Consider the following 17,458-nt stretch of genomic DNA (forward strand, 5'->3'; position numbering starts at 1 on the left):
CCATGGCCGAACGCACTCTCGCCGTCGCCTCCGCAAACGGGCTGCACGCCCGCCCCGCCGCACTGTTCGTGAAGACCGTGACCGACTCGGGTCAGCAGGTGCAGCTCACCAAGGGGGAGCGCTCGGTGAACGCCGCGAGCATCCTCGGCGTCGTCTCGCTCGGCATTGAGCACGGTGACGAGGTAACGGTCGCGGTCGACGGCGACAACGCCGACGCCACGCTGGATGCTCTGGTCACCTTCCTCTCGACGGACCACGACGCCTGATGGTCACCACCGAACTGATCCGTGGCGTCGGCATCGGACGCGGCACCGCCGTCGGCCCGGTCCTGCGGATGCCGGACCCGGTTCCCGACCCCGCCGACGCACGCCGTGAGCGCTCGGCCGAGGACGAGCAGGCGCGCGCGACGGAGGCGTTGGCCGCCACCTCAGCACAGTTGCGGGCACGCGGTGAGGCGGCCGGCGGCACGGCTGCCGAGGTGCTTGATGCCCTGGCGATGATGGCGGACGACCCCGCGCTCGCGGCAGACGTCACCCACCGCATCGCCGACGGCTCCACCGCCGAATACGCCATTCACGCTGCCATGGCGTCCTTCCGCGACATGCTCGCCGGCATGGGCGGCTACCTCGGCGAGCGGGCCGGTGACCTCGACGATGTCGCCCGCAGGGCGATCGCCTACCTCATGGGGCTCTCCGAGCCGGGCGTTCCTCGGTCGGACACCCCGTTCATCCTTGTCGCCCGCGACCTCGCGCCCGCCGACACGGCCACCCTCGACCTCGACAGCGTGCTCGCGCTCGTGACCACGGATGGCGGACCCACCTCGCACACCGCGATTCTCGCTCGTGAGAAGGGCATCACCGCCGTGGTGGGCGCGACGGGTGCGGCCGAGCTCGTCGACGGCGACCAGGTGCTGGTCGATGCCGAGAACGGAACCGTCGAACGCGACCCCGACCAGGAACGTGTTGACCTGGCGCTGCAGCGCACGGCGGCGCTGTCCGCCATTCGCGCGGCCAGCACCGGCCCGGGGCGCTTGGCCGACGGGCACGCTGTGCCGCTGTTGGCCAACATCGGTTCGGTTGATTCCGCTCGCGAGGCGGCGGCGCGCGGTGCCGAAGGGGTCGGACTCTTCCGCACCGAGGTGCTGTTCCTCGGCGCTGAGAAGGCGCCCAGCGTCGACGACCAGGCCGACACGTACCGGGCGGTGTTCGCCGAGTTTCCCGACCAAAAGGTCGTCGTGCGCGTGCTCGACGCCGGTGCCGACAAGCCGCTGGCGTTCTTGACCGACCAGGGTGAAGAGAACCCCGCGCTGGGGCGCCGAGGTCTGCGGGCGCTGCAAGCCCACGAGCAGGTGCTGCGCGACCAGCTGACGGCGCTTGCGAAGGCGGCTGCGGCGAGCGACGCCCACGTGCAGGTCATGGCCCCGATGGTCTCGACGGCGGAAGAGGCGGAGTACTTCCGCGCACTCGCCCACGAGCTCGGAATCGACTCGGCCGGCGTCATGGTCGAGGTGCCGAGCGCCGCGATCCTCGCCGATCACGTCGTACCCGCCGCCGACTTCGTGTCGATCGGCACCAACGACCTCACTCAGTACGTTTTCGCCGCCGACCGACTGCTCGGCACCGTCGCTCACCTACAGAACCCGTGGCATCCCGCCGTGCTGAGACTCATCCAGTCAGTGGGCGCTGCGGGTGCCCAGCACGGCGTCCCGGTGGGCATCTGTGGGGAGGCCGCTGCCGACCCACTGCTCGCGGTGGTGCTCGTCGGTCTCGGCGCCACCACGCTGTCGATGTCGTCGACGTCGATCGCCGACGTGCGTGCCGAACTGCTGCAGTTCACGCTCGACGACGCCCAACGACTCGCCGCGATCGCGGTCGCCGCACCGAACGCGGAGGCCGCCCGACAGGCGGTCGCCGACGCTCGACCCTGACTCTGTCCGCCCCATCCACCCCCCGCACCATCAACCCCTACCAAGGAGACACACCATGACGACGACGTCAGCCCCTCCGGCCCGCTCGGGCGCGCGCGTGCGCGTTCAGCGGTTCGGCACCTTCCTGAGCGGCATGATCATGCCGAACATCGCCGCCTTCATCGCCTGGGGCTTCATCACGGCGTTCTTCATCCCGACGGGGTGGACGCCGAACGAGCAGCTCGTGCAGCTCGTCGATCCGATGATCCTGTACTTGCTGCCTCTTCTCATCGCGAACACCGGTGGACGCATGGTCTATGGCGTTCGTGGCGGTGTCGTCGCGACCATCGGCACGATGGGCGTCATCGTGGGCACGTCGATTCCCATGTTCATCGGCGCGATGCTGATGGGACCGCTGGCCGCGTGGTTGATGAAGCAGGTCGACAAGATCTGGGCGGGCAAGATCCGCGCCGGTTTCGAGATGCTCGTTGACAACTTCTCGGCCGGTATCCTCGGCTTCCTTCTGGCGCTCGGCGGCTTCTTCGGAATCGCCCCCGTCGTCACCGTGCTCAGCGACGCGCTCGGCGCGGGCGCCCGCTTCCTCACGGAGACCGGCCTGCTGCCGCTCGCGAGCCTCGTGATTGAGCCCGGCAAGGTGCTGTTCCTCAACAACGCCATCAACCAGGGCGTCCTCACGCCGCTCGGTATTCAGCAGGCGGCGCAGGACGGAAAGTCGATCCTGTTCCTGCTCGAGGCCAACCCCGGCCCGGGTCTCGGCCTGCTGCTTGCCTTCGCGCTGTTCGGCGTCGGTATCGCCCGCGCATCGGCCCCGGGTGCGATCATCATCCACTTCCTGGGAGGAATCCACGAGATCTACTTCCCGTACGTGCTGATGAAGCCGATCCTGATCGTCGCGATGATCGCGGGTGGCGCCACCGGCATCACCACGAACCTGATCTTCGGTTCAGGGCTTCGCGCACCCGCGTCGCCCGGCTCGATCTTCGCGGTGTTGCTGCAGACCGCGAGCGACAGCTACGTGGGCGTCGTCCTCTCGGTCGTGCTGTCGGCCACCGTGTCGTTCCTGGTCGCGAGCCTCATCCTGCGGGCGAGCCGCAAGAAGGACCTCGCGGCACTCGAAGCTGGCACCGACAAGTTCGGCTCGTCGGTCGCGCAGAACGCCGAGAACAAGGGTGGCGAGTCGAAGGTGGCGAGCCTGCTCGGCACCGACACCGCCACCGCCGTTCGCATCGACACCATCGTGTTCGCCTGCGACGCCGGCATGGGGTCGAGCGCCATGGGTGCGACGATCCTGCGCAAGAAGTTTGCCGACGCCGGCCTCGCCGACGTGACCGTCACCAACGTGTCGATCGCGAACCTCGACGAAACGGCTGACCTGGTGATAACCCACCAGGACCTGACCGCTCGAGCGACCGAGGCCGCGCCGCAGGCGCAGCACATCTCGGTCGAGAACTTCATGTCGAGCCCGAAGTACGACGAGGTCGTCGCCCTCGTCAAGAGCCAGCGAGTCTAGGCTCGCTGACACCGTCACGGGGGCATCGTGAGCAGCTGTGCCGCGGTGCCCCCGTGCATCCCCTGATCGACACGGTGACGACCGACACCGTGACCATCGACGAGAAGGAAACCACCATGAGCGCCGACGTTCTCACCCCCGACCGCATCGTTCTCGGCGGCACCGCCCGCAGCCGCGAGGAGGCGATCGACGAAGGCGGCCGACTGTTGGTCGCCGCCGGCGCCGTCGACGAGTCGTACGTCGCGGCCATGCACGAGCGCGAGGCCTCCGTCTCGACGTTCATGGGTAATCACCTCGCCATCCCCCACGGCACCAACGAGGCGAAGGACGCGATTCACGCCTCAGCCATGACGCTCGTGCGCTACGACGAGCCCATCGACTGGGATGGCAAACCCGTGCGGGTCGTCGCCACCATCGCCGGCAAGGATGGCGGCCACATGGCCGTGCTGCAGGCTCTCGCTCTCGCGTTCAGTGACGACGCCCAGGTGCAGCGCGTGCTCGACGCCGCGACGCCCGACGACGTGCTCGCCGTGCTCGGCGACGTCAACGCCTGAGGCGGCGAACATGACGGCCGTCCACTTCGGCGCCGGCAACATCGGCCGCGGCTTCATCGGTCTGCTGCTGCACCAGGCGGGGCATGACCTCGTCTTCATCGACGTCAACGCGCCCCTCATCGCGGCCCTCAACGCGGCCGACAGCTACCGCGTCATCGAGATCGGCCCGGGCGGGGGAGAGACGACCGTCACCGGCTTCTCCGCCATCGACAGCGCTGCCGACCGCGACGCCGCTGTGATCGCCGTGGCGTCCGCCGACATCGTCACAACGGCGGTGGGCCCCACCGTGCTGCGCTTCATCGCACCGCTCATCGCCGACGGGCTGCGGGCCCGCACGGCGGATTCGCCACTCGTCATCATGGCGTGCGAGAACGCACTGCAGGCGACCGACGCCCTGCGTTCCGAGATCGACGCGGCGCTCAGCGATGACCAGCGGGCACTGTCGCGGGCGATCTTCGCGAACACCGCCGTCGACCGCATCGTGCCGACCGCCGACCCCGCCGACGGACTCGACGTGCGGGTAGAGCCGTTCTGCGAGTGGGCGATCGAATCCGGGCCGTTCGCGGGCGCGTCCCCCAGCATCCCGGGCGCCCACTTCGTCGACGAGCTGGCGCCGTACATCGAGCGCAAGCTGTTCACCGTCAACACCGGCCATGCCTCCACCGCGTACGTCGGACGTCTCGCGGGCGCCGCCACCATCCACGAGGCGATCGGGATGCCCGCCGTGCGCGACGCCGTTGAGGCGGCCCTTCGAGAAACCTCCGCGCTGCTGGTCGCTCGACACGGCTTCGACCCGGTCGTGCAAGACGCCTACCGCGAGACGGCGCTCGGTCGCTTCGCGAACGACGCCCTCGCTGACCCGGTCCAGCGCGTCGGGCGACAGCCGCTGCGCAAACTGTCGCGGCACGAGCGCCTCATCGAACCGGCGGCCGACCTCGCCGAGCGGGGCGAGCATCCGACCGCCCTGGTCGAGGTGATTAGTGCCGCCCTGCAATTCGTTGACGTTGCCGACGACCCGGAAAGCGTCGAACTCGGCGAGAAGCTCTCGTCGCTGACACCCGAAGCGTTCGTCGCCGACGTCACGGGAGTGGAGCCGGGGCATCCTCTGCACGCGGCGCTCGTGAGCCGCGTCGCCGACGCGCAGCGCGCACGCTGACCCACACGATCGCGGCGATCACGCCGAGCACCGCCAGCCACGGAAGCATGATGCCGGCGAGCACCAGGGCGGCCGAGCCGAATGTGACGAGAGCATCCCACCCCTGACGGAGTCCGTCGAGGAACGTCCCCGGCTCGGTCGGCGGGGCGACGGCCTCGGAACCCAGCGTGAGGGTCAGAGTGGACAGCGACACCCGGTCGGCGAGCGACCGGCGTTGCGCCTGAAGGCTCTCAAGCTGACCCTGCCGGTCGGCGACGACCGACTCGAGAGTGATGAGGTCGTCGATGTCGTCGGCCTGCACGAGCAGAGCCAACAGGCGATCGAGCGAGGCTTCGAGAGCGCCGATGCGCGCATCCAGGTCCTGCACCTCGCGCGTCACGTCGCTCGCGCTGAGGCTCAACTCTTCGAGCTCGCCGAGAGCCTTCAACTCGTCGATCGTCGGCTGCAGCACCTCGCTGGGAATGCGCAGCACCAGCTCGGCACCGCCCGCATCGTTGTTGTGCGGCGCGTACTCGGTGCGCCCATCGACGCGACCGCCCACCCGCTCGGTGATGCGGGCAGCCTCGGCGGCGGCCTCCAGTGGCGCCTCGACCGTCACGTACATCCACCCGGTGGTGATGACCTGGCGACCGTCGCCGGGTGCGGGGGCGCTGATCGGGCCTCCCTCGTCACCGGCCGATCCGTCGCCGCCAAGGTCGCGGTCGTCGACCGGCATGTCTGGAGCCGGCATGCCGGGCTCGAATTCGCCGCTCCAGCCGCCGCCGGCGTCCGATCCGGACTCGGCGCCGGCCGAGCATCCGGCAAGCAGGAGGGCCGCAGAGATCGCGGCGAGCGGGGCGAGGGCGAGGCGTGTGCGCGTCATGGCGGTGACGCTACTCCCGCAATTGTTCGCCCCACCACCCAACGTTTTTCGGAGATGCGCAACCGTTATCTGAACTCTTCCTGATAGGGCACAGAGCGTCCGGTGCAAACCCTCGAACGGGATGCGCGGCCCCCGATAGCGTCGAGGCACGCGGTCACACACCGCGACCCGTTTCCCCGGGAATCGACCGACAGAGGAGGACGACCGTGGGTTTCATGGACAGTGCGAAGGACGCCGCCGAGGCGACCGGCGAGAAGATCGGCCGCACGATAGACGACGCCAAAGAGGCCGCCAGCGACAAGGTCGACGAGATGCAGGCCGACGCTGAGGTGAAGAAGAAGGAAGCCGAGCTGAAGAAGGCCGAATCGGAGGCCGAGGCGACGAAGGCGAAGAACGAGTACAAGAAAGACCTGCGCGACTAGGGGTGGACGCGAAGGGCACGGGGGTCGGCTGAGCCGGCCCCCGTGTTATCTGTTCCGGTTGTCCTGTCGGGCGTGGTGTGGGGAAGAATGCGGGCATGACGGCAACACTCGGAGACCGGTTCCGCGCGTGGGTGCGCCGACGCCGGGCGCCGCTGCTGCACATCGCCGGTGACACGGGAGGCGACGGGCCGGTCGTCGTCATGATTCACGGCATCGCGTCGTCGTCGGTGACGTTCCAGAACCTCGTTCCGCTCCTCGAGGCAGACCACCGCTGCATCACGATCGACATTCTCGGGTTCGGCGAATCACCCGCCCCGCCCGACTGGGACTACACGCTCGCCGAACACGCGGCGGCGCTCGACACCACGATTCGGTCCCTTCGGATTCGCGCCCCGTTCATCCTGATCGGGCATTCGCTCGGTAGCCTCATCGCCACTCGCTACGCCGCGAGGCACCCCAACGGGGTGTCGCGGCTGGTCTTGGTCAGCCCTCCGCTGTACCTCCCGCCCGAGACGATCGGCGACCGCGCCGACCGAACGGGCATGGGCGCGTACTTTGCGCTGTACGAGTTTCTGCGCGGCAACCAAGAGTTCACGGTGCGCGCCGCCGCCGCCCTAGCCCGCATCGCGCCGATCAAGAACGTGCTTGAGGTCACGGCCGACAACTGGGTGCCGTTCACCCGGTCTCTGCAGAACGCGATCGAATCGCAAACCACGATCGCCGACCTCGCCGCCGTCGACGCGCCCGTCGACCTGGTCTACGGCACCCTCGATCCGTTTCTCGCCCCGGGCGGGCTGAAGATCGCCGAGCGCCTGCGCCATGTCTCCGCTCACCGCGTGGCGGGCAATGATCACCTGGTTCGGCCGCGACTCGCCGAAGCGGTCGCCGCCGTCGTACGGGATGACAAGACCGCCGACGAGCGCGGTTAGTCTTTTCGAATGCATACATCGGTACTGGGTCGCACCGGAGCGACCGTCTCATCGATCGGACTCGGAACCTGGCAGCTGGGCGCCGACTGGGGCGAGGTGAGCGAGGCCGACGCATTCAGCGTTCTCGACGCTGCCGTCGAGTCGGGCGTCACGATCTTTGACACCGCCGACGTCTACGGCGACGGCCGCAGTGAGCAGCTGATCGGCCGCTACCTGCGCGAGCGGCCCGACGCGAATGTTTTTGTCGCGACCAAGATGGGTCGTCGCCTGCCGCAGGTGCCCGAGAACTACTCGACCGAGAACTTCCTCGCCTGGAACGATCGCAGCCGCCAGAACCTGCAGGTCGACACGCTCGACCTCGTGCAGCTGCACTGCCCACCGACGCCTGTGTACTCGATCGACCGCGTCTACGACGACCTCGACGCCATGGTCGACGCCGGCCGCATCCGCCACTACGGCGTCAGTGTCGAGACGGTCGAGGAGGCGCTCACCGCCATCGCCCGCCCCAACGTCGCGAGCGTTCAGATCATCGTCAACGCGTTCCGCCTGAAGCCCCTGGATGCTGTTCTGCCGGCCGCGCAGGACGCCGGCGTCGGCGTCATCGCGCGCGTCCCGCTCGCCTCCGGCCTGCTGAGCGGCCGCTACTCGCGCGAGACGACGTTCGCCGAAAACGACCACCGGAACTACAACCGCAACGGCGACGCCTTCGATGTCGGCGAGACCTTCTCGGGCGTGAACTACGACGACGGTGTGGAGGCCGCGCAGCAGTTCGCGGCGCTCGCTGCCGAACACGACCTTGCCCCCGCCACCGCGGCGCTGGCGTGGCTTGTGCACCTGCCCGGCATTTCGACCGTGATCCCGGGGGCGCGCTCGCCGGAGCAGGCCCGCATGAACGCGGCGGCGGGCGGCGTCGAGCCGCTCGGGGACGACTTCCACGCTCGCGTGGTGGCGCTGTACGACCAGTACTTCCGCGCCGCCGTGCATCCTCGCTGGTGAGCTCGGAGGCCACCCCGGGCAGTGAGCGGCGCGGCCTCGGCCGCACCTTCGCCAACGTCTTCACGGCGAACCTGGCCTCGAGCCTGGGTGACGGCATTGCGCGCACGGCCGCGCCGCTGCTCGCGGCGCGCCTCACCGACGACCCGGTGCTCATTGCCGGGCTCGCCGCGCTCGCGATGCTGCCCTGGCTGCTGTTCGCCCTGCCGAGTGGGATCCTCGTCGACCGCATGGACAGGCGGCACGCCCTCGCGCTGGCCGCCTCGGTGCGCACCGTGCTCGCCGTAGGATTGCTCGCGCTCGTGTGGACCGACGCCCTCACCATTTGGTGGCTCTACCTGCTGATCTTCGTCTACGGCGCGTGCGAGACCCTCTACGACGGAGCGATCCGCGCGGTGGTGCCGAGCGTCGTGCCGAAGAAGAAGTTGTCGCGCGCGAACGCCCGCATCGAGGGCGCCGAGCTGGTGGTGCAGAACTTCGCCGCGGCCCCGCTGACCTCGGCGCTGTTCGCCGTCGCGGTACTGATCCCGCTCGGGCTGCTGGGCGCCGCCTACGGGCTCGCCGTCGTGCTGGCCGTGCTGCTGCCGCAGATCGCGTCGGGGCGGCAGTTCCGTGCCTCCGCGGAACGTGCATCCGATTCGTCGTTGCCCGCAGAGAAGGCGGAGCCGTTCCGGCGCCAGCTGGTCGACGGGTGGCGGTTCATCATGGCGAATCGCCAGCTGCGCACCCTCTGGTTCTTCACGACCGCGACCGGGCTGCTGTACGCCGCGTCGTCGGCGACGCTCGTGCTGTTCGTGCTGCAGACGCTCGCGATCCCGGAGGCGGCGTTCGGACTCTTCCTGCTGTCGGGCGCGGTCGGCGGGCTCATCGGGTCGGTGGTGGCATCGCGACTGCAAGGTCGATTCGGGCTCGGGGCGATCATGGCGGCGATGAACCTCATCGCCGGGGCGGCGACGCTCGTCATGGGCATGTGGTCGGTCGCCGCCGTCGGCGTCATCGGGTTCGCCGTCGCGTCGGGCAGCGTCACCATCTGGAACATCCTGATGATGTCGTACCGGCAGGCGATCGTGCCCGGCCGGTTGCTCGGGCGGGTGCACGGAACCTGGCGCACCTTGCTGTGGGGCTCGATGCCGCTCGGCTCGGTCATCGGCGGCGCCATCGCGCTCGTCGACCTGCGGCTGCCGTGGATCATCGGCGGCGGCCTCATGACCCTGCTCGCGCTTGTGTTCTATCGGTTCCTGATGGGGCTGCCGAACCCCGACGACATCGACAACGGTGACGAGCCGCCGCCCGTCACCGATGCGCTGCCGACCATCGGATCGGGCACGCCGCCGGGCCAGCCGACGGCCGACCGGTAGGAGGCCCTCGGTTTGCACCGCCCGCGACGGGTGGGGGCGGGGGTTCGAGGGTTGGGGCCGTCCGGCTAGGCTCGGGCGCATGCCCGTGAGCCTGTACCGCGACAAATACCCAGAATCGTTCCGACGCCTGCGGCTTGAGTCGCGGCGGGAGATTGCGACCGACTTCTGGCGGGTGAGGCTCGTCATCGACAGTGATGCCGCGCCGCGGTCGAGTGTTGCCTCATCGGGCGCCGCCGTCACCGCTGGGCCCGACGCTCTCGTCGGCTACCGCGCGCCCGGCGCCGGAGACCACGGACGCGTGTACGTTGGCCGTGCCGACGACGACTGGGCGGTGCCCGTCGACGCGTCGGGGGTTCCGGCGGGGGAGTTTCGCATCGAGACTGTCGTTGACTCTTCGCCCGACGAGGGCTGGATCGATCTCGATCTGCTCGTGCACCGTGGGGTCGACCGCTCCCCGGCGGGTCTGATCGGACCCTGGGCGGTGGCCGCGCCCCTCGGGTCGACCGTGATCGTGGCCGACCCCAAAGGATCCGTCCTGATGCGCGGAGCGCCGGAGGCCTGGGTGCTGGCGGGCGACGACTCCGCTGTGCCGGCCGTGCGGCGCTACATCGCGGCGCTTGCTGGTGCGGGCGCCCCAGGCCTCGTGCTGCTCGAAACCAGGTACGGGGTGGACGAGCTGGAACTCGACGTTCCTGCGGGGGTGGAGGTGCGCATCCTTGAGCCGGGCGCGACGCCGTCGGCGGCGCTCGCCGCCGCGCTGGAGTCGCTGCCCCGCCCGCTGCCCGCGCCCGAGACGCTCGAGCCCGAAACCGACGTGCTGCTCTTCGCCTGTGCCGAGCAGTCGCTCGTGTCGGTCACCCGCCGGGTGCTGGAGCGCTGGCGCGTCGACCCCGAGAACGCCGTCGCCAAGGGCTACTGGAAGCGCTCGACCGCTAGCGTTGAAGCATGAGCGCCACAGAGGAACGGTCACGAGGCCCGATCAGGATTGTCGCCGTCGTTACGCTGGTCGGGGTACTCACCGCGGCGTTCGTCTTCGTGTCGGCGCTCGTCGCGCCCTCCTTCGGCGACCGCGCGATGCAGCGGTGTGCCGCTCTCGGGCTTGAGGCGGGCGGTGACACGGTCGGGTTGAGTGCGAACGCCTTCCTCCCGCTGCAGTGGACCTGCACGTACTCGGATGAGTTGGGCCGGACGCAGCGCACCACGATCACGATCGGCGACCTCGCGGGTTAGTCGAGGGCGGGCGCGGCTCAGAAGTCGGCGAGCCAGTCGTGCATGGCCTCGAGCGTGTCGCCGGGGGCGTCACGGTGCACGTTGTGGCCGCCCGGAACGGTACGCTGCTCGATCAGCGGGTTGGCCGCGAGCGCGTGGGCGGCGAGGTCACCCGCGAACAGAGCGCCCCGGTCGGGGTCGCCCGCGATCACCAGCGTCGGCTGGGTGAGGTGCGGAAGGTGCGGCAGCGCATCCCAGTCGGGGTTGTCGAGCACGCCGTGCTCGAGCGCGAACCGGGAGGCAGCGTGCACGGCCCGTACCCGCAGCTCGACGTCGAGCGGGTGCCAGTGCGGGTTTTCTGCCGTCGCGCTCTCGATCGTGATGGCGTCTTTCGCCGCCAGCTGCCGGTGACGAATGGCGTCTCGCGCCTGCTCGTTGGCGTGGAGCGCGGGGTCGAGCAGTACGAGGCGCTCGGCCCAGCGGGGGTGCGCGGCGGCCGCGACAACCGTGGCGGCGCCGCCGATCGAGTGGGCGACCACAAGGTTCCAGGCGCCGCGTTGGGTGGTGGGGTGAGCATCCTCGTTGCCGGGGTCGTCGCGCGCGCCGCGCGGATGCGTGGTCGCGAGGTCAGCGGCGAACTCGTCGATGCGATAGCTCGAGGTGCGGGGCGCGTCGCCGTGCCCGCGCAGGTCGACGGCGTCGACGCTCCAGCCGGCGTCGGCGAGTGACTCGGCGACGCGCCACATGGTGTGCGCGCTCGAGCCCAGGCCGTGCACGACGAGCGCGCGGCGGTCGCTGTCGGTCGGCCCCCAGTGCAGTCGCGGCAGTGTCACGGCGCTCATGCCGCCACCCTAGCCCTGCGCCCCGCGCCCCGCCTGCCCCGGCCCCGCCCCGGCGCCCCGGCGCCCCGCGCCAGCGCCCCGCCTGCCCCGGCCCCGCCCCGCCAACCGCGTACGTTGTGCAGGAGTACAGCTGGCTTGGCCGCGGAATCACGCGGCCCTCGCAGCGGCGTCATGGCTGTACTCCTGAGAAACGTCACGCCGCTCCCTCACACCCGCGGGCGCTTTCACCCGCAGCACATGTCCGCAATCCGGTGCTCAGGGCTGGGTGTCGACACGTCATCGTCGCGCCATGTTCGTACTCAACCCACTCAACGTTTACTCGCGATCCGATCTCCTCGCGTCTGTGCCCATCTCGGCCGTGCGTCGAGCAATCGCGCGGGGCAATCTTCTCCGCCTTCGCCGCGACGTGTACGTCAGCCCAGCAATGCCGCCTCGCATGCAAGAGGCTCTCGCTATCGGCGGCAGTCTGTGCTGCGTCTCGGCGCTCGCTGAACGCGGAGCCTGGCATCCTCCCGCGCGCGGTCTACATCTCACTGTTCCGCACAATGCGTCTCGGCTCGCCCGTCCGCGCAGTGGGGCGCACGCTGTCACCGTTCACTGGAGCATGGATGAGGTCACGCGGCCACTGTCGACCGTCGACGACGCGCTTACCCGGCTCTTGGCGTGTCAGCCCCGGCGGATGTCGATCGCAGTACTTGACAGCGCCCTGCGCGCGGGCATCGTGAGCGACGAACGCGTTCGCGGTGCAAATGCGCGAGTCCCGGCAGTGTTTCGGCTCTCGCCCCGTGACCTCGACCCGCGCGCAGAGTCGGGTATCGAGTCGCTTGTGCGCGTGGCTATACGAGACGCAGGGTTACGGGTGGCGTCGCAGGTCGTGATTCCGGGGGTGGGACGTGTTGACTTTCTGGTTGAGGGCCGCGTCATCGTCGAGGTTGACGGCAGAGAGTGGCATCGCGGCGAGCAGGAGCGCGACTATCGGCGTGATCTCGAGGCGCTGCAGCGCGGCTATCGGGTTGTGCGGGTCGACTACGAGCACGCGGTCGCGCACGCCGAGCTGGTGGTCGCCGCGGTCGTGCGGTCGGCCTCGGCCGCAGTCGGCGTTGGCGAGGGCGTGACGTTTCTCAGGAGTTCAGGCCCACCGAGCCTGGATGTACGCGGCAACGTCGGCGGGCAGGCGCTCTACTCCTGAGAAACGTCATGCTCGGTCGCAGGCGGCGACCAGGCGTGGCTGCGGGCAGTGCGCCGAAGGCGACGCCGTGCGCCTACCCGAGGTCGTCGGGGTGGCGGCCCGTGCGTTCGCCGGTCTCGAGCTGCGCGATCTCGGCCATGTCGGTGGCGGTGAGCTCGAAGTCGAAGATGTCGGCGTTCTCGGCCACGCGCTCCAGCGATGTCGACTTCGGGATCACGATCAGCCCCTGTTGCACGTGCCAGCGCAGCGCCACCTGGGCGGGCGTCTTGCCGTGTCGCGCCGCGATGGCGTCGAGCACCTCACGGCCCCGCGACCCGGGCTCGAGTACGCGGCCGCGCGCGAGCGGGCTCCAGCTTTCGACGGCGGCGCCCATCGCCGAGGCGGCGGCCCGGACGTCACGCTGCGGCAGCCATGGGTGCAGTTCGACCTGGTCGACGACGGGCGCGACCCCGGTCTCGTCGACGAGCCGCTGCAGGTGGTGCGGTTCGAAGTTGCTCACACCGATCGACCGCACGAGTCCCTGTTCTCGCAGAGCGATGAGTGCCTTCCACGCCTCGACGTAGCGGTCTTGCCGCGGTGCGGGCCAGTGAATCAGGTAGAGGTCGAAGTAGTCGAGCCCTGACGCGTCGAGCGCGTCGAGGAACGCCGCGCGGGTCTCGTCGACCCCGTGCCGGTCGTTCCACACTTTCGAGGTGACGTACAGCTCGTCACGCGGCACGCCGCTCGCGCGCACTCCCTCGCCCACCTCGGCTTCGTTGGCGTACAGCGCCGCCGTGTCAACGTGGCGGTAGCCGAGTTCGATCGCCCCAGCGACGAGCTCGGCGGTCTGCTCCGCGGGAACTTTGTACACCCCGAGCCCCAATTGCGGGATGCTCGTGCCGTCAGACAGCGTGATGCGCGGGGCGAGGGGCTGGGCGGCGGTCATGGTGTCAGTATTCCGAAGCGTCCCGAGAGAACGCACAGCGTGCATCCAGACCTTGCCGGAATTGATCCAGGATGCGCGTGGTTGGCTTCCAGCATGGCTCACGTGATGATCGTCGTCGGTTCCGTCCGCCCTGGCCGCATCGGCCTGCCCATCGCCGAGTGGGTGCGTTCCCGCGTTGAGGGGGCCGGTCACGACGTCGACTTCGTTGACCTGAGGGAACTGGCACTGCCGTTCCTCGACGAGCCGCACCACCCGAGCAAGCGCGACTATCAGCACGCCCACACCCGCGCCTGGAGTGCCCGCGTCGAGGCCGCCGACGCCCTGATCTTTGTGACCCCCGAGTACAACCACAGCTACTCGCCGGCGCTGAAGAATGCGATCGACTACCTCTACGCCGAGTGGCAGGCGAAGCCGGTCGGCTTCGTCAGCTACGGCGGCATGTCGGGCGGTTCTCGCGGCGTGACCGCGCTCGAGCTGGTGCTCTCGTCGGTGGGCGCGGTCAAGGTTCCGACGGAGGTCAACCTGGTCGCCGCGAGCAAGCAGCTCGCTGATGGCGCGTTCGCGGCCGACGACCGGCAGAACGGCGGCGTGGATGCGCTGATCGCGCAGGTGGTTGCCTACGGCGAGGCGCTGCGCCCCCTGCAGGCCCGCTAGACGATATGGGTCTTCGGTCTGGTTCTTGAGGCTGGGACCTCGATTCGCGTATTCGTGGGTTGCCAGCTGTCGAGGGCTGGCCTATCCACCAGGCGAATGGAGGCCCCAGTTGAGAATCCAGCGTACGAGCGTCGGTCTGGACGTGCACGCCCGTAGTGTCGTGGGATGCGCAATCGATGAGGACACCGGGGAAGTGATCCGTCACCGTTTCGGCTACGACCCCGCAGCAGTTGTGGAGTGGGTGCGGAGCCTGCCGCAGCCGGCGGCGGTGACCTATGAGGCCGGGCCGACCGGGTTCGCTTTGGCCCGGTTGTTCACCGCCGCAGGCATCGAGTGCTTCGTGGCGGCGCCGTCGAAGTTGCAGCGCCCGGTCGGGGATCGAGTCAAGACCGACGCCAGGGACGCGATGCATTTGGCAAGACTGCTGCGACTGGGTGAGATCGTCGCGGTTGCCGTGCCCACGATCGAGCAGGAAACCGCCCGCGACTTGGTGCGAGCCCGGGAGGACAATCGGGGTGAGCTGATGGCTGCACGGCATCGGCTCTCGAAGCTGCTGTTGCGCCACGGGATCATTTATGACGGCAAGCAGGCGTGGACCGGCGCGCATGATGCCTGGCTGCGTCGGCAGAGGTTCGACCATCCCGGACTGCAGGCTGCGTTCGATGCCGACTACGAAGCAGTGCAGCAGGTGCGCGCCCGCAAAGACCGACTCGACGCGATCATCGAGCAGATGGCCGCGGCCAGCACCTACGCGCCCGTGGTGCGACGCCTGGGGTGCTTGCGTGGGATCTCGACCTTGACCGGGTTCGGCCTCGCGGTCGAGATCGGCAACTGGGAGCGCTTCACCGGATCCAGCATCGGAGCGTTCGTCGGGCTGGTGCCCTCAGAGCACTCCTCCGGACAGTCCCGCTCGCAAGGCTCGATCACCAAGACCGGCAACACTCACGCCCGCCGCCTGCTGGTGGAAGCGGCCTGGCATCACCGCAAGCCCTATCGTCCCGGAGCGGTGATGCAGGCCCGGTGGGCTGCCGCGCCCAGCCTTGCAGCGTCCCGCGGCGACGACGGCAACCGGCGCCTGCATCAGAAATGGCAGCACTTCACCGCACGCAAGAAGCGGCCCACGATCGCGAACGTCGCCATCGCCCGCGAGCTCGCCGGCTGGTGCTGGTCCTTGGCCGTGATGCCCGACTGACCTGGGCCCCCTGACCGGTCGGTTCAGACGGCAGGTGACGGCAGCGCGAGGAGCGACCCGCGGAACAGCTATGAGCAGCCCGCCCGAAGGGCAGGCGACGCTCGATCCTAGACAAGCGGAACCGCTCCAGCCGAACAGCACGTCCTGCGGTAACCAACCCGCGCATATCAGTCTGACCGCGCGTCGCCCACGACACGCAAGACACCCACACCGCCCGCGCCGACCACACGAAAGAGCGCCCGGAGCATGATCACTCCGGGCGCTCTTTCCCCTGCCACTTGACAGGAATCAGCCACATATCAGCTGATCGTCGTCACCGGTTCGGTGTCGGGCAGCGGCGACGCGTCGCGACCGCGCAGGTCGGGGTGCCAGCGCACGAACATCGCGCCGACGACGGTGGCGGCGAGGGCAAAGCCGATGGCGGTGTAGAAGCCGCCGACGGGCCCCATGTCGTCAATGACGAATCCGGCGATGGCGGAACCGAGCGCCGCTCCGATGAGTTGGCCGGTGCCGAGCCAGCCGTACGCCTCGGCGGTGGCACTGAACTTCACACTGGCCGACACGATCGCGAACATGACTGCGAGTGCGGGGGCGATGCCGATGCCGGCCACGATGAGGGCGATGGCGAGCCACCAGAACTCGAGCGCGAACGGCGCCATCGCCATGCCGACGAAGATGATGAACAGGCGGCGGGTGAGCGCCCAGGGGCCGATCGGCAGGTGCCCCATCGAGAGGCCGCCGACGAGTGAGGCGATGGCCCAGATGCCGAGCAGTAGGCCGGCTTCCGCTCCGCCCTCGCCGAAGACCGCGACGACGCCGACATCGATGGCGGCGGCGGAGCCGATCATGAGGAAGCCAGTGATGGTGGCGAGCAGCACGGCACGGTTCTTCAGCACGACGCCGATGCGATGCTTACTCGGCGGGATGCGCACCTTGCCGACTTCGGGGCTTGAGATGAACCAGATGCCGCCGACGATGAGGAAACCGCCCGCGACGGCGATTGCGACGACCGGGGATACCTGCAGCGCGAGAAAGACGGTGACGACCGGGCCGCTGATCCAGATCAGCTCTTGTACCGACGCATCAAGCGAGAACAGGGGTGTCAGCTGCTTCGACGTCACCATCTTCGGGTAGATGGTGCGCACGGCCGGTTGAATCGGCGGGTTCGACAGGCCCGTCACGAGCGCCACCAGCATGTAGCCCCACAGCGGCAGGGGAGCGAAGGCGATGAGCGCGATGCCGGTTGCACAGATGACGAGCGTGGTGATGAGCACCGGACGCATCCCGAGCCTGCCCATCCAGCGACTCGTGAGGGGACCGGCGACCGCTTGGCCGACGCTGGTGGCGGCGAGGACGAGGCCGGCCGAGCCGTACGAGTCGAAGATGCGCTCGATGTGGATGAGGAACGCGAGTGAGAGCATGCCGGACGGCAACCGGGCGACGAGTTGCGCTGAGATGATTCGCGCGACGCCGCGGGTTTTCAACAGGTCGATGTAGCCGCTCACGAGAGCTCCAGCCTATTGGCTCAGTGAAGGGCGAATTGTCGCCCCATATTGCGCGCTTTTCCCGCATCCTCTCCGCGTGTCGGAGGTCTCTGGGATGCTGTGGATAAGCCCGACAAGTTATGCACACCTGTGGACGACACGCCCACAAGATATAGGGGGTGATGTTTGTCGGCGCCCCGATATATAGTGGCCAGACCACGGCGTGGGGATGCCGTGGCAGACCCGGTTTTG

18 protein-coding genes are annotated in these 17,458 nt (G+C 69.0%); 14 read left to right on the plus strand and 4 right to left on the minus strand.

The genetic code is table 11. The features are described from left to right. The first annotated feature begins 2 nt into the window (after positions 1-2). From CPY97_RS03545 to CPY97_RS03565, 5 genes are read left to right on the plus strand one after another with little or no spacing between them, the layout of a single operon-like run. Positions 3-266, plus strand: coding sequence for an HPr family phosphocarrier protein (locus CPY97_RS03545; protein WP_096420819.1), 264 nt, complete (start codon positions 3-5; stop codon positions 264-266). Next, a complete protein-coding gene (gene ptsP, locus CPY97_RS03550; protein WP_096420820.1) occupies positions 266-1,927 on the plus strand; it encodes a phosphoenolpyruvate--protein phosphotransferase in 1,662 nt (553 codons plus the stop codon). Before CPY97_RS03545 ends, ptsP begins: the two co-directional genes overlap by 1 nt. 55 nt (positions 1,928-1,982) lie before the next feature. Next, a complete protein-coding gene (locus CPY97_RS03555) occupies positions 1,983-3,437 on the plus strand; it encodes a PTS mannitol transporter subunit IICB (RefSeq protein ID WP_096420821.1) in 1,455 nt (484 codons plus the stop codon). 53 nt (positions 3,438-3,490) lie between these two features. Further along, entirely contained in the window at positions 3,491-3,991 is a 501-nt protein-coding gene (locus CPY97_RS03560) for a PTS sugar transporter subunit IIA (protein ID WP_231924023.1), read from the plus strand. Between the two features lie 10 nt (positions 3,992-4,001). After that, a complete protein-coding gene (locus CPY97_RS03565; RefSeq protein ID WP_096420822.1) occupies positions 4,002-5,147 on the plus strand; it encodes a mannitol-1-phosphate 5-dehydrogenase in 1,146 nt (381 codons plus the stop codon). Here the strand turns inward: CPY97_RS03565 and CPY97_RS03570 are convergent. Beyond that, a complete protein-coding gene (locus tag CPY97_RS03570; protein ID WP_096420823.1) occupies positions 5,071-6,009 on the minus strand; it encodes a DUF4349 domain-containing protein in 939 nt (312 codons plus the stop codon). The two genes, CPY97_RS03565 and CPY97_RS03570, sit on opposite strands and share 77 nt — an antisense overlap. Positions 6,010-6,224: 215 nt before the next feature. Here CPY97_RS03570 and CPY97_RS03575 point away from each other — a divergent pair, with 215 nt between their 5' ends. The 6 genes from CPY97_RS03575 (at position 6,225) to CPY97_RS03600 (ending at position 10,941) form a co-directional block, all read left to right on the plus strand. Further along, positions 6,225-6,431, plus strand: a complete 207-nt coding sequence (locus tag CPY97_RS03575) for a hypothetical protein (RefSeq protein ID WP_231924024.1) — start codon at positions 6,225-6,227, stop codon at positions 6,429-6,431. Between the two features lie 95 nt (positions 6,432-6,526). Then, on the plus strand, positions 6,527-7,360 hold the full coding sequence (locus CPY97_RS03580; RefSeq protein WP_096420825.1) for an alpha/beta fold hydrolase: 834 nt from the start codon (positions 6,527-6,529) through the stop codon (positions 7,358-7,360). Positions 7,361-7,369: 9 nt separating this feature from the next. Continuing rightward, positions 7,370-8,356: an aldo/keto reductase gene (locus CPY97_RS03585; protein WP_096423314.1), complete on the plus strand. Its 987-nt coding sequence runs from the start codon at positions 7,370-7,372 to the stop codon at positions 8,354-8,356. Continuing rightward, positions 8,353-9,711: an MFS transporter gene (locus tag CPY97_RS03590; protein WP_161494055.1), complete on the plus strand. Its 1,359-nt coding sequence runs from the start codon at positions 8,353-8,355 to the stop codon at positions 9,709-9,711. Before CPY97_RS03585 ends, CPY97_RS03590 begins: the two co-directional genes overlap by 4 nt. Positions 9,712-9,790: 79 nt before the next feature. Continuing rightward, the gene (locus CPY97_RS03595; RefSeq protein ID WP_161494056.1) at positions 9,791-10,660 is read left to right on the plus strand and encodes a siderophore-interacting protein; all 870 of its coding nucleotides are present in this window, start codon (positions 9,791-9,793) and stop codon (positions 10,658-10,660) included. Next, positions 10,657-10,941, plus strand: a complete 285-nt coding sequence (locus CPY97_RS03600; RefSeq protein ID WP_096420828.1) for a hypothetical protein — start codon at positions 10,657-10,659, stop codon at positions 10,939-10,941. Before CPY97_RS03595 ends, CPY97_RS03600 begins: the two co-directional genes overlap by 4 nt. A gap of 17 nt (positions 10,942-10,958) precedes the next feature. Here the strand turns inward: CPY97_RS03600 and CPY97_RS03605 are convergent, their stop codons facing one another. Further along, positions 10,959-11,762: an alpha/beta fold hydrolase gene (locus tag CPY97_RS03605; RefSeq protein WP_096420829.1), complete on the minus strand. Its 804-nt coding sequence runs from the start codon at positions 11,760-11,762 to the stop codon at positions 10,959-10,961. 604 nt (positions 11,763-12,366) lie between these two features. On the opposite strand from CPY97_RS03605, the gene CPY97_RS03610 reads away from it, so the two are divergent. Further along, positions 12,367-12,951: an endonuclease domain-containing protein gene (locus CPY97_RS03610; protein WP_161494057.1), complete on the plus strand. Its 585-nt coding sequence runs from the start codon at positions 12,367-12,369 to the stop codon at positions 12,949-12,951. A gap of 73 nt (positions 12,952-13,024) precedes the next feature. Here the strand turns inward: CPY97_RS03610 and CPY97_RS03615 are convergent, their stop codons facing one another. Beyond that, positions 13,025-13,876, minus strand: coding sequence for an aldo/keto reductase (locus tag CPY97_RS03615; RefSeq protein ID WP_096420831.1), 852 nt, complete (start codon positions 13,874-13,876; stop codon positions 13,025-13,027). A gap of 93 nt (positions 13,877-13,969) precedes the next feature. Between CPY97_RS03615 and CPY97_RS03620 the strand changes: the two genes are divergently transcribed. Beyond that, a complete protein-coding gene (locus CPY97_RS03620) occupies positions 13,970-14,530 on the plus strand; it encodes an NADPH-dependent FMN reductase (protein ID WP_096420832.1) in 561 nt (186 codons plus the stop codon). A gap of 109 nt (positions 14,531-14,639) precedes the next feature. After that, positions 14,640-15,722, plus strand: coding sequence for an IS110 family transposase (locus CPY97_RS03625; RefSeq protein WP_096420833.1), 1,083 nt, complete (start codon positions 14,640-14,642; stop codon positions 15,720-15,722). A gap of 299 nt (positions 15,723-16,021) precedes the next feature. Here CPY97_RS03625 and CPY97_RS03630 read toward each other — a convergent pair whose 3' ends face one another. Continuing rightward, the gene (locus CPY97_RS03630; protein ID WP_096420834.1) at positions 16,022-17,227 is read right to left on the minus strand and encodes an MFS transporter; all 1,206 of its coding nucleotides are present in this window, start codon (positions 17,225-17,227) and stop codon (positions 16,022-16,024) included. Between the last annotated feature and the right edge of the window lie 231 nt (positions 17,228-17,458).

The organism is Microcella alkaliphila (assembly GCF_002355395.1).
In the GTDB taxonomy this organism is placed as follows: Bacteria; Actinomycetota; Actinomycetes; order Actinomycetales; family Microbacteriaceae; genus Microcella; species Microcella alkaliphila_A.

Bases quoted from the DNA above. Each gene is read 5' to 3' on its own strand.
- CPY97_RS03545 (WP_096420819.1), top strand. From the start codon at position 3: ATGGCCGAACGCACTCTCGCCGTCGCCTCCGCAAACGGGCTGCACGCC.
- ptsP (WP_096420820.1), top strand. From the start codon at position 266: ATGGTCACCACCGAACTGATCCGTGGCGTCGGCATCGGACGCGGCACC.
- CPY97_RS03555 (WP_096420821.1), top strand. From the start codon at position 1,983: ATGACGACGACGTCAGCCCCTCCGGCCCGCTCGGGCGCGCGCGTGCGC.
- CPY97_RS03565 (WP_096420822.1), top strand. From the start codon at position 4,002: ATGACGGCCGTCCACTTCGGCGCCGGCAACATCGGCCGCGGCTTCATC.
- CPY97_RS03570 (WP_096420823.1), bottom strand. From the start codon at position 6,009: ATGACGCGCACACGCCTCGCCCTCGCCCCGCTCGCCGCGATCTCTGCG.
- CPY97_RS03575 (WP_231924024.1), top strand. From the start codon at position 6,225: ATGGACAGTGCGAAGGACGCCGCCGAGGCGACCGGCGAGAAGATCGGC.
- CPY97_RS03580 (WP_096420825.1), top strand. From the start codon at position 6,527: ATGACGGCAACACTCGGAGACCGGTTCCGCGCGTGGGTGCGCCGACGC.
- CPY97_RS03585 (WP_096423314.1), top strand. From the start codon at position 7,370: ATGCATACATCGGTACTGGGTCGCACCGGAGCGACCGTCTCATCGATC.
- CPY97_RS03595 (WP_161494056.1), top strand. From the start codon at position 9,791: ATGCCCGTGAGCCTGTACCGCGACAAATACCCAGAATCGTTCCGACGC.
- CPY97_RS03600 (WP_096420828.1), top strand. From the start codon at position 10,657: ATGAGCGCCACAGAGGAACGGTCACGAGGCCCGATCAGGATTGTCGCC.
- CPY97_RS03605 (WP_096420829.1), bottom strand. From the start codon at position 11,762: ATGAGCGCCGTGACACTGCCGCGACTGCACTGGGGGCCGACCGACAGC.
- CPY97_RS03610 (WP_161494057.1), top strand. From the start codon at position 12,367: ATGGATGAGGTCACGCGGCCACTGTCGACCGTCGACGACGCGCTTACC.
- CPY97_RS03615 (WP_096420831.1), bottom strand. From the start codon at position 13,876: ATGACCGCCGCCCAGCCCCTCGCCCCGCGCATCACGCTGTCTGACGGC.
- CPY97_RS03620 (WP_096420832.1), top strand. From the start codon at position 13,970: ATGGCTCACGTGATGATCGTCGTCGGTTCCGTCCGCCCTGGCCGCATC.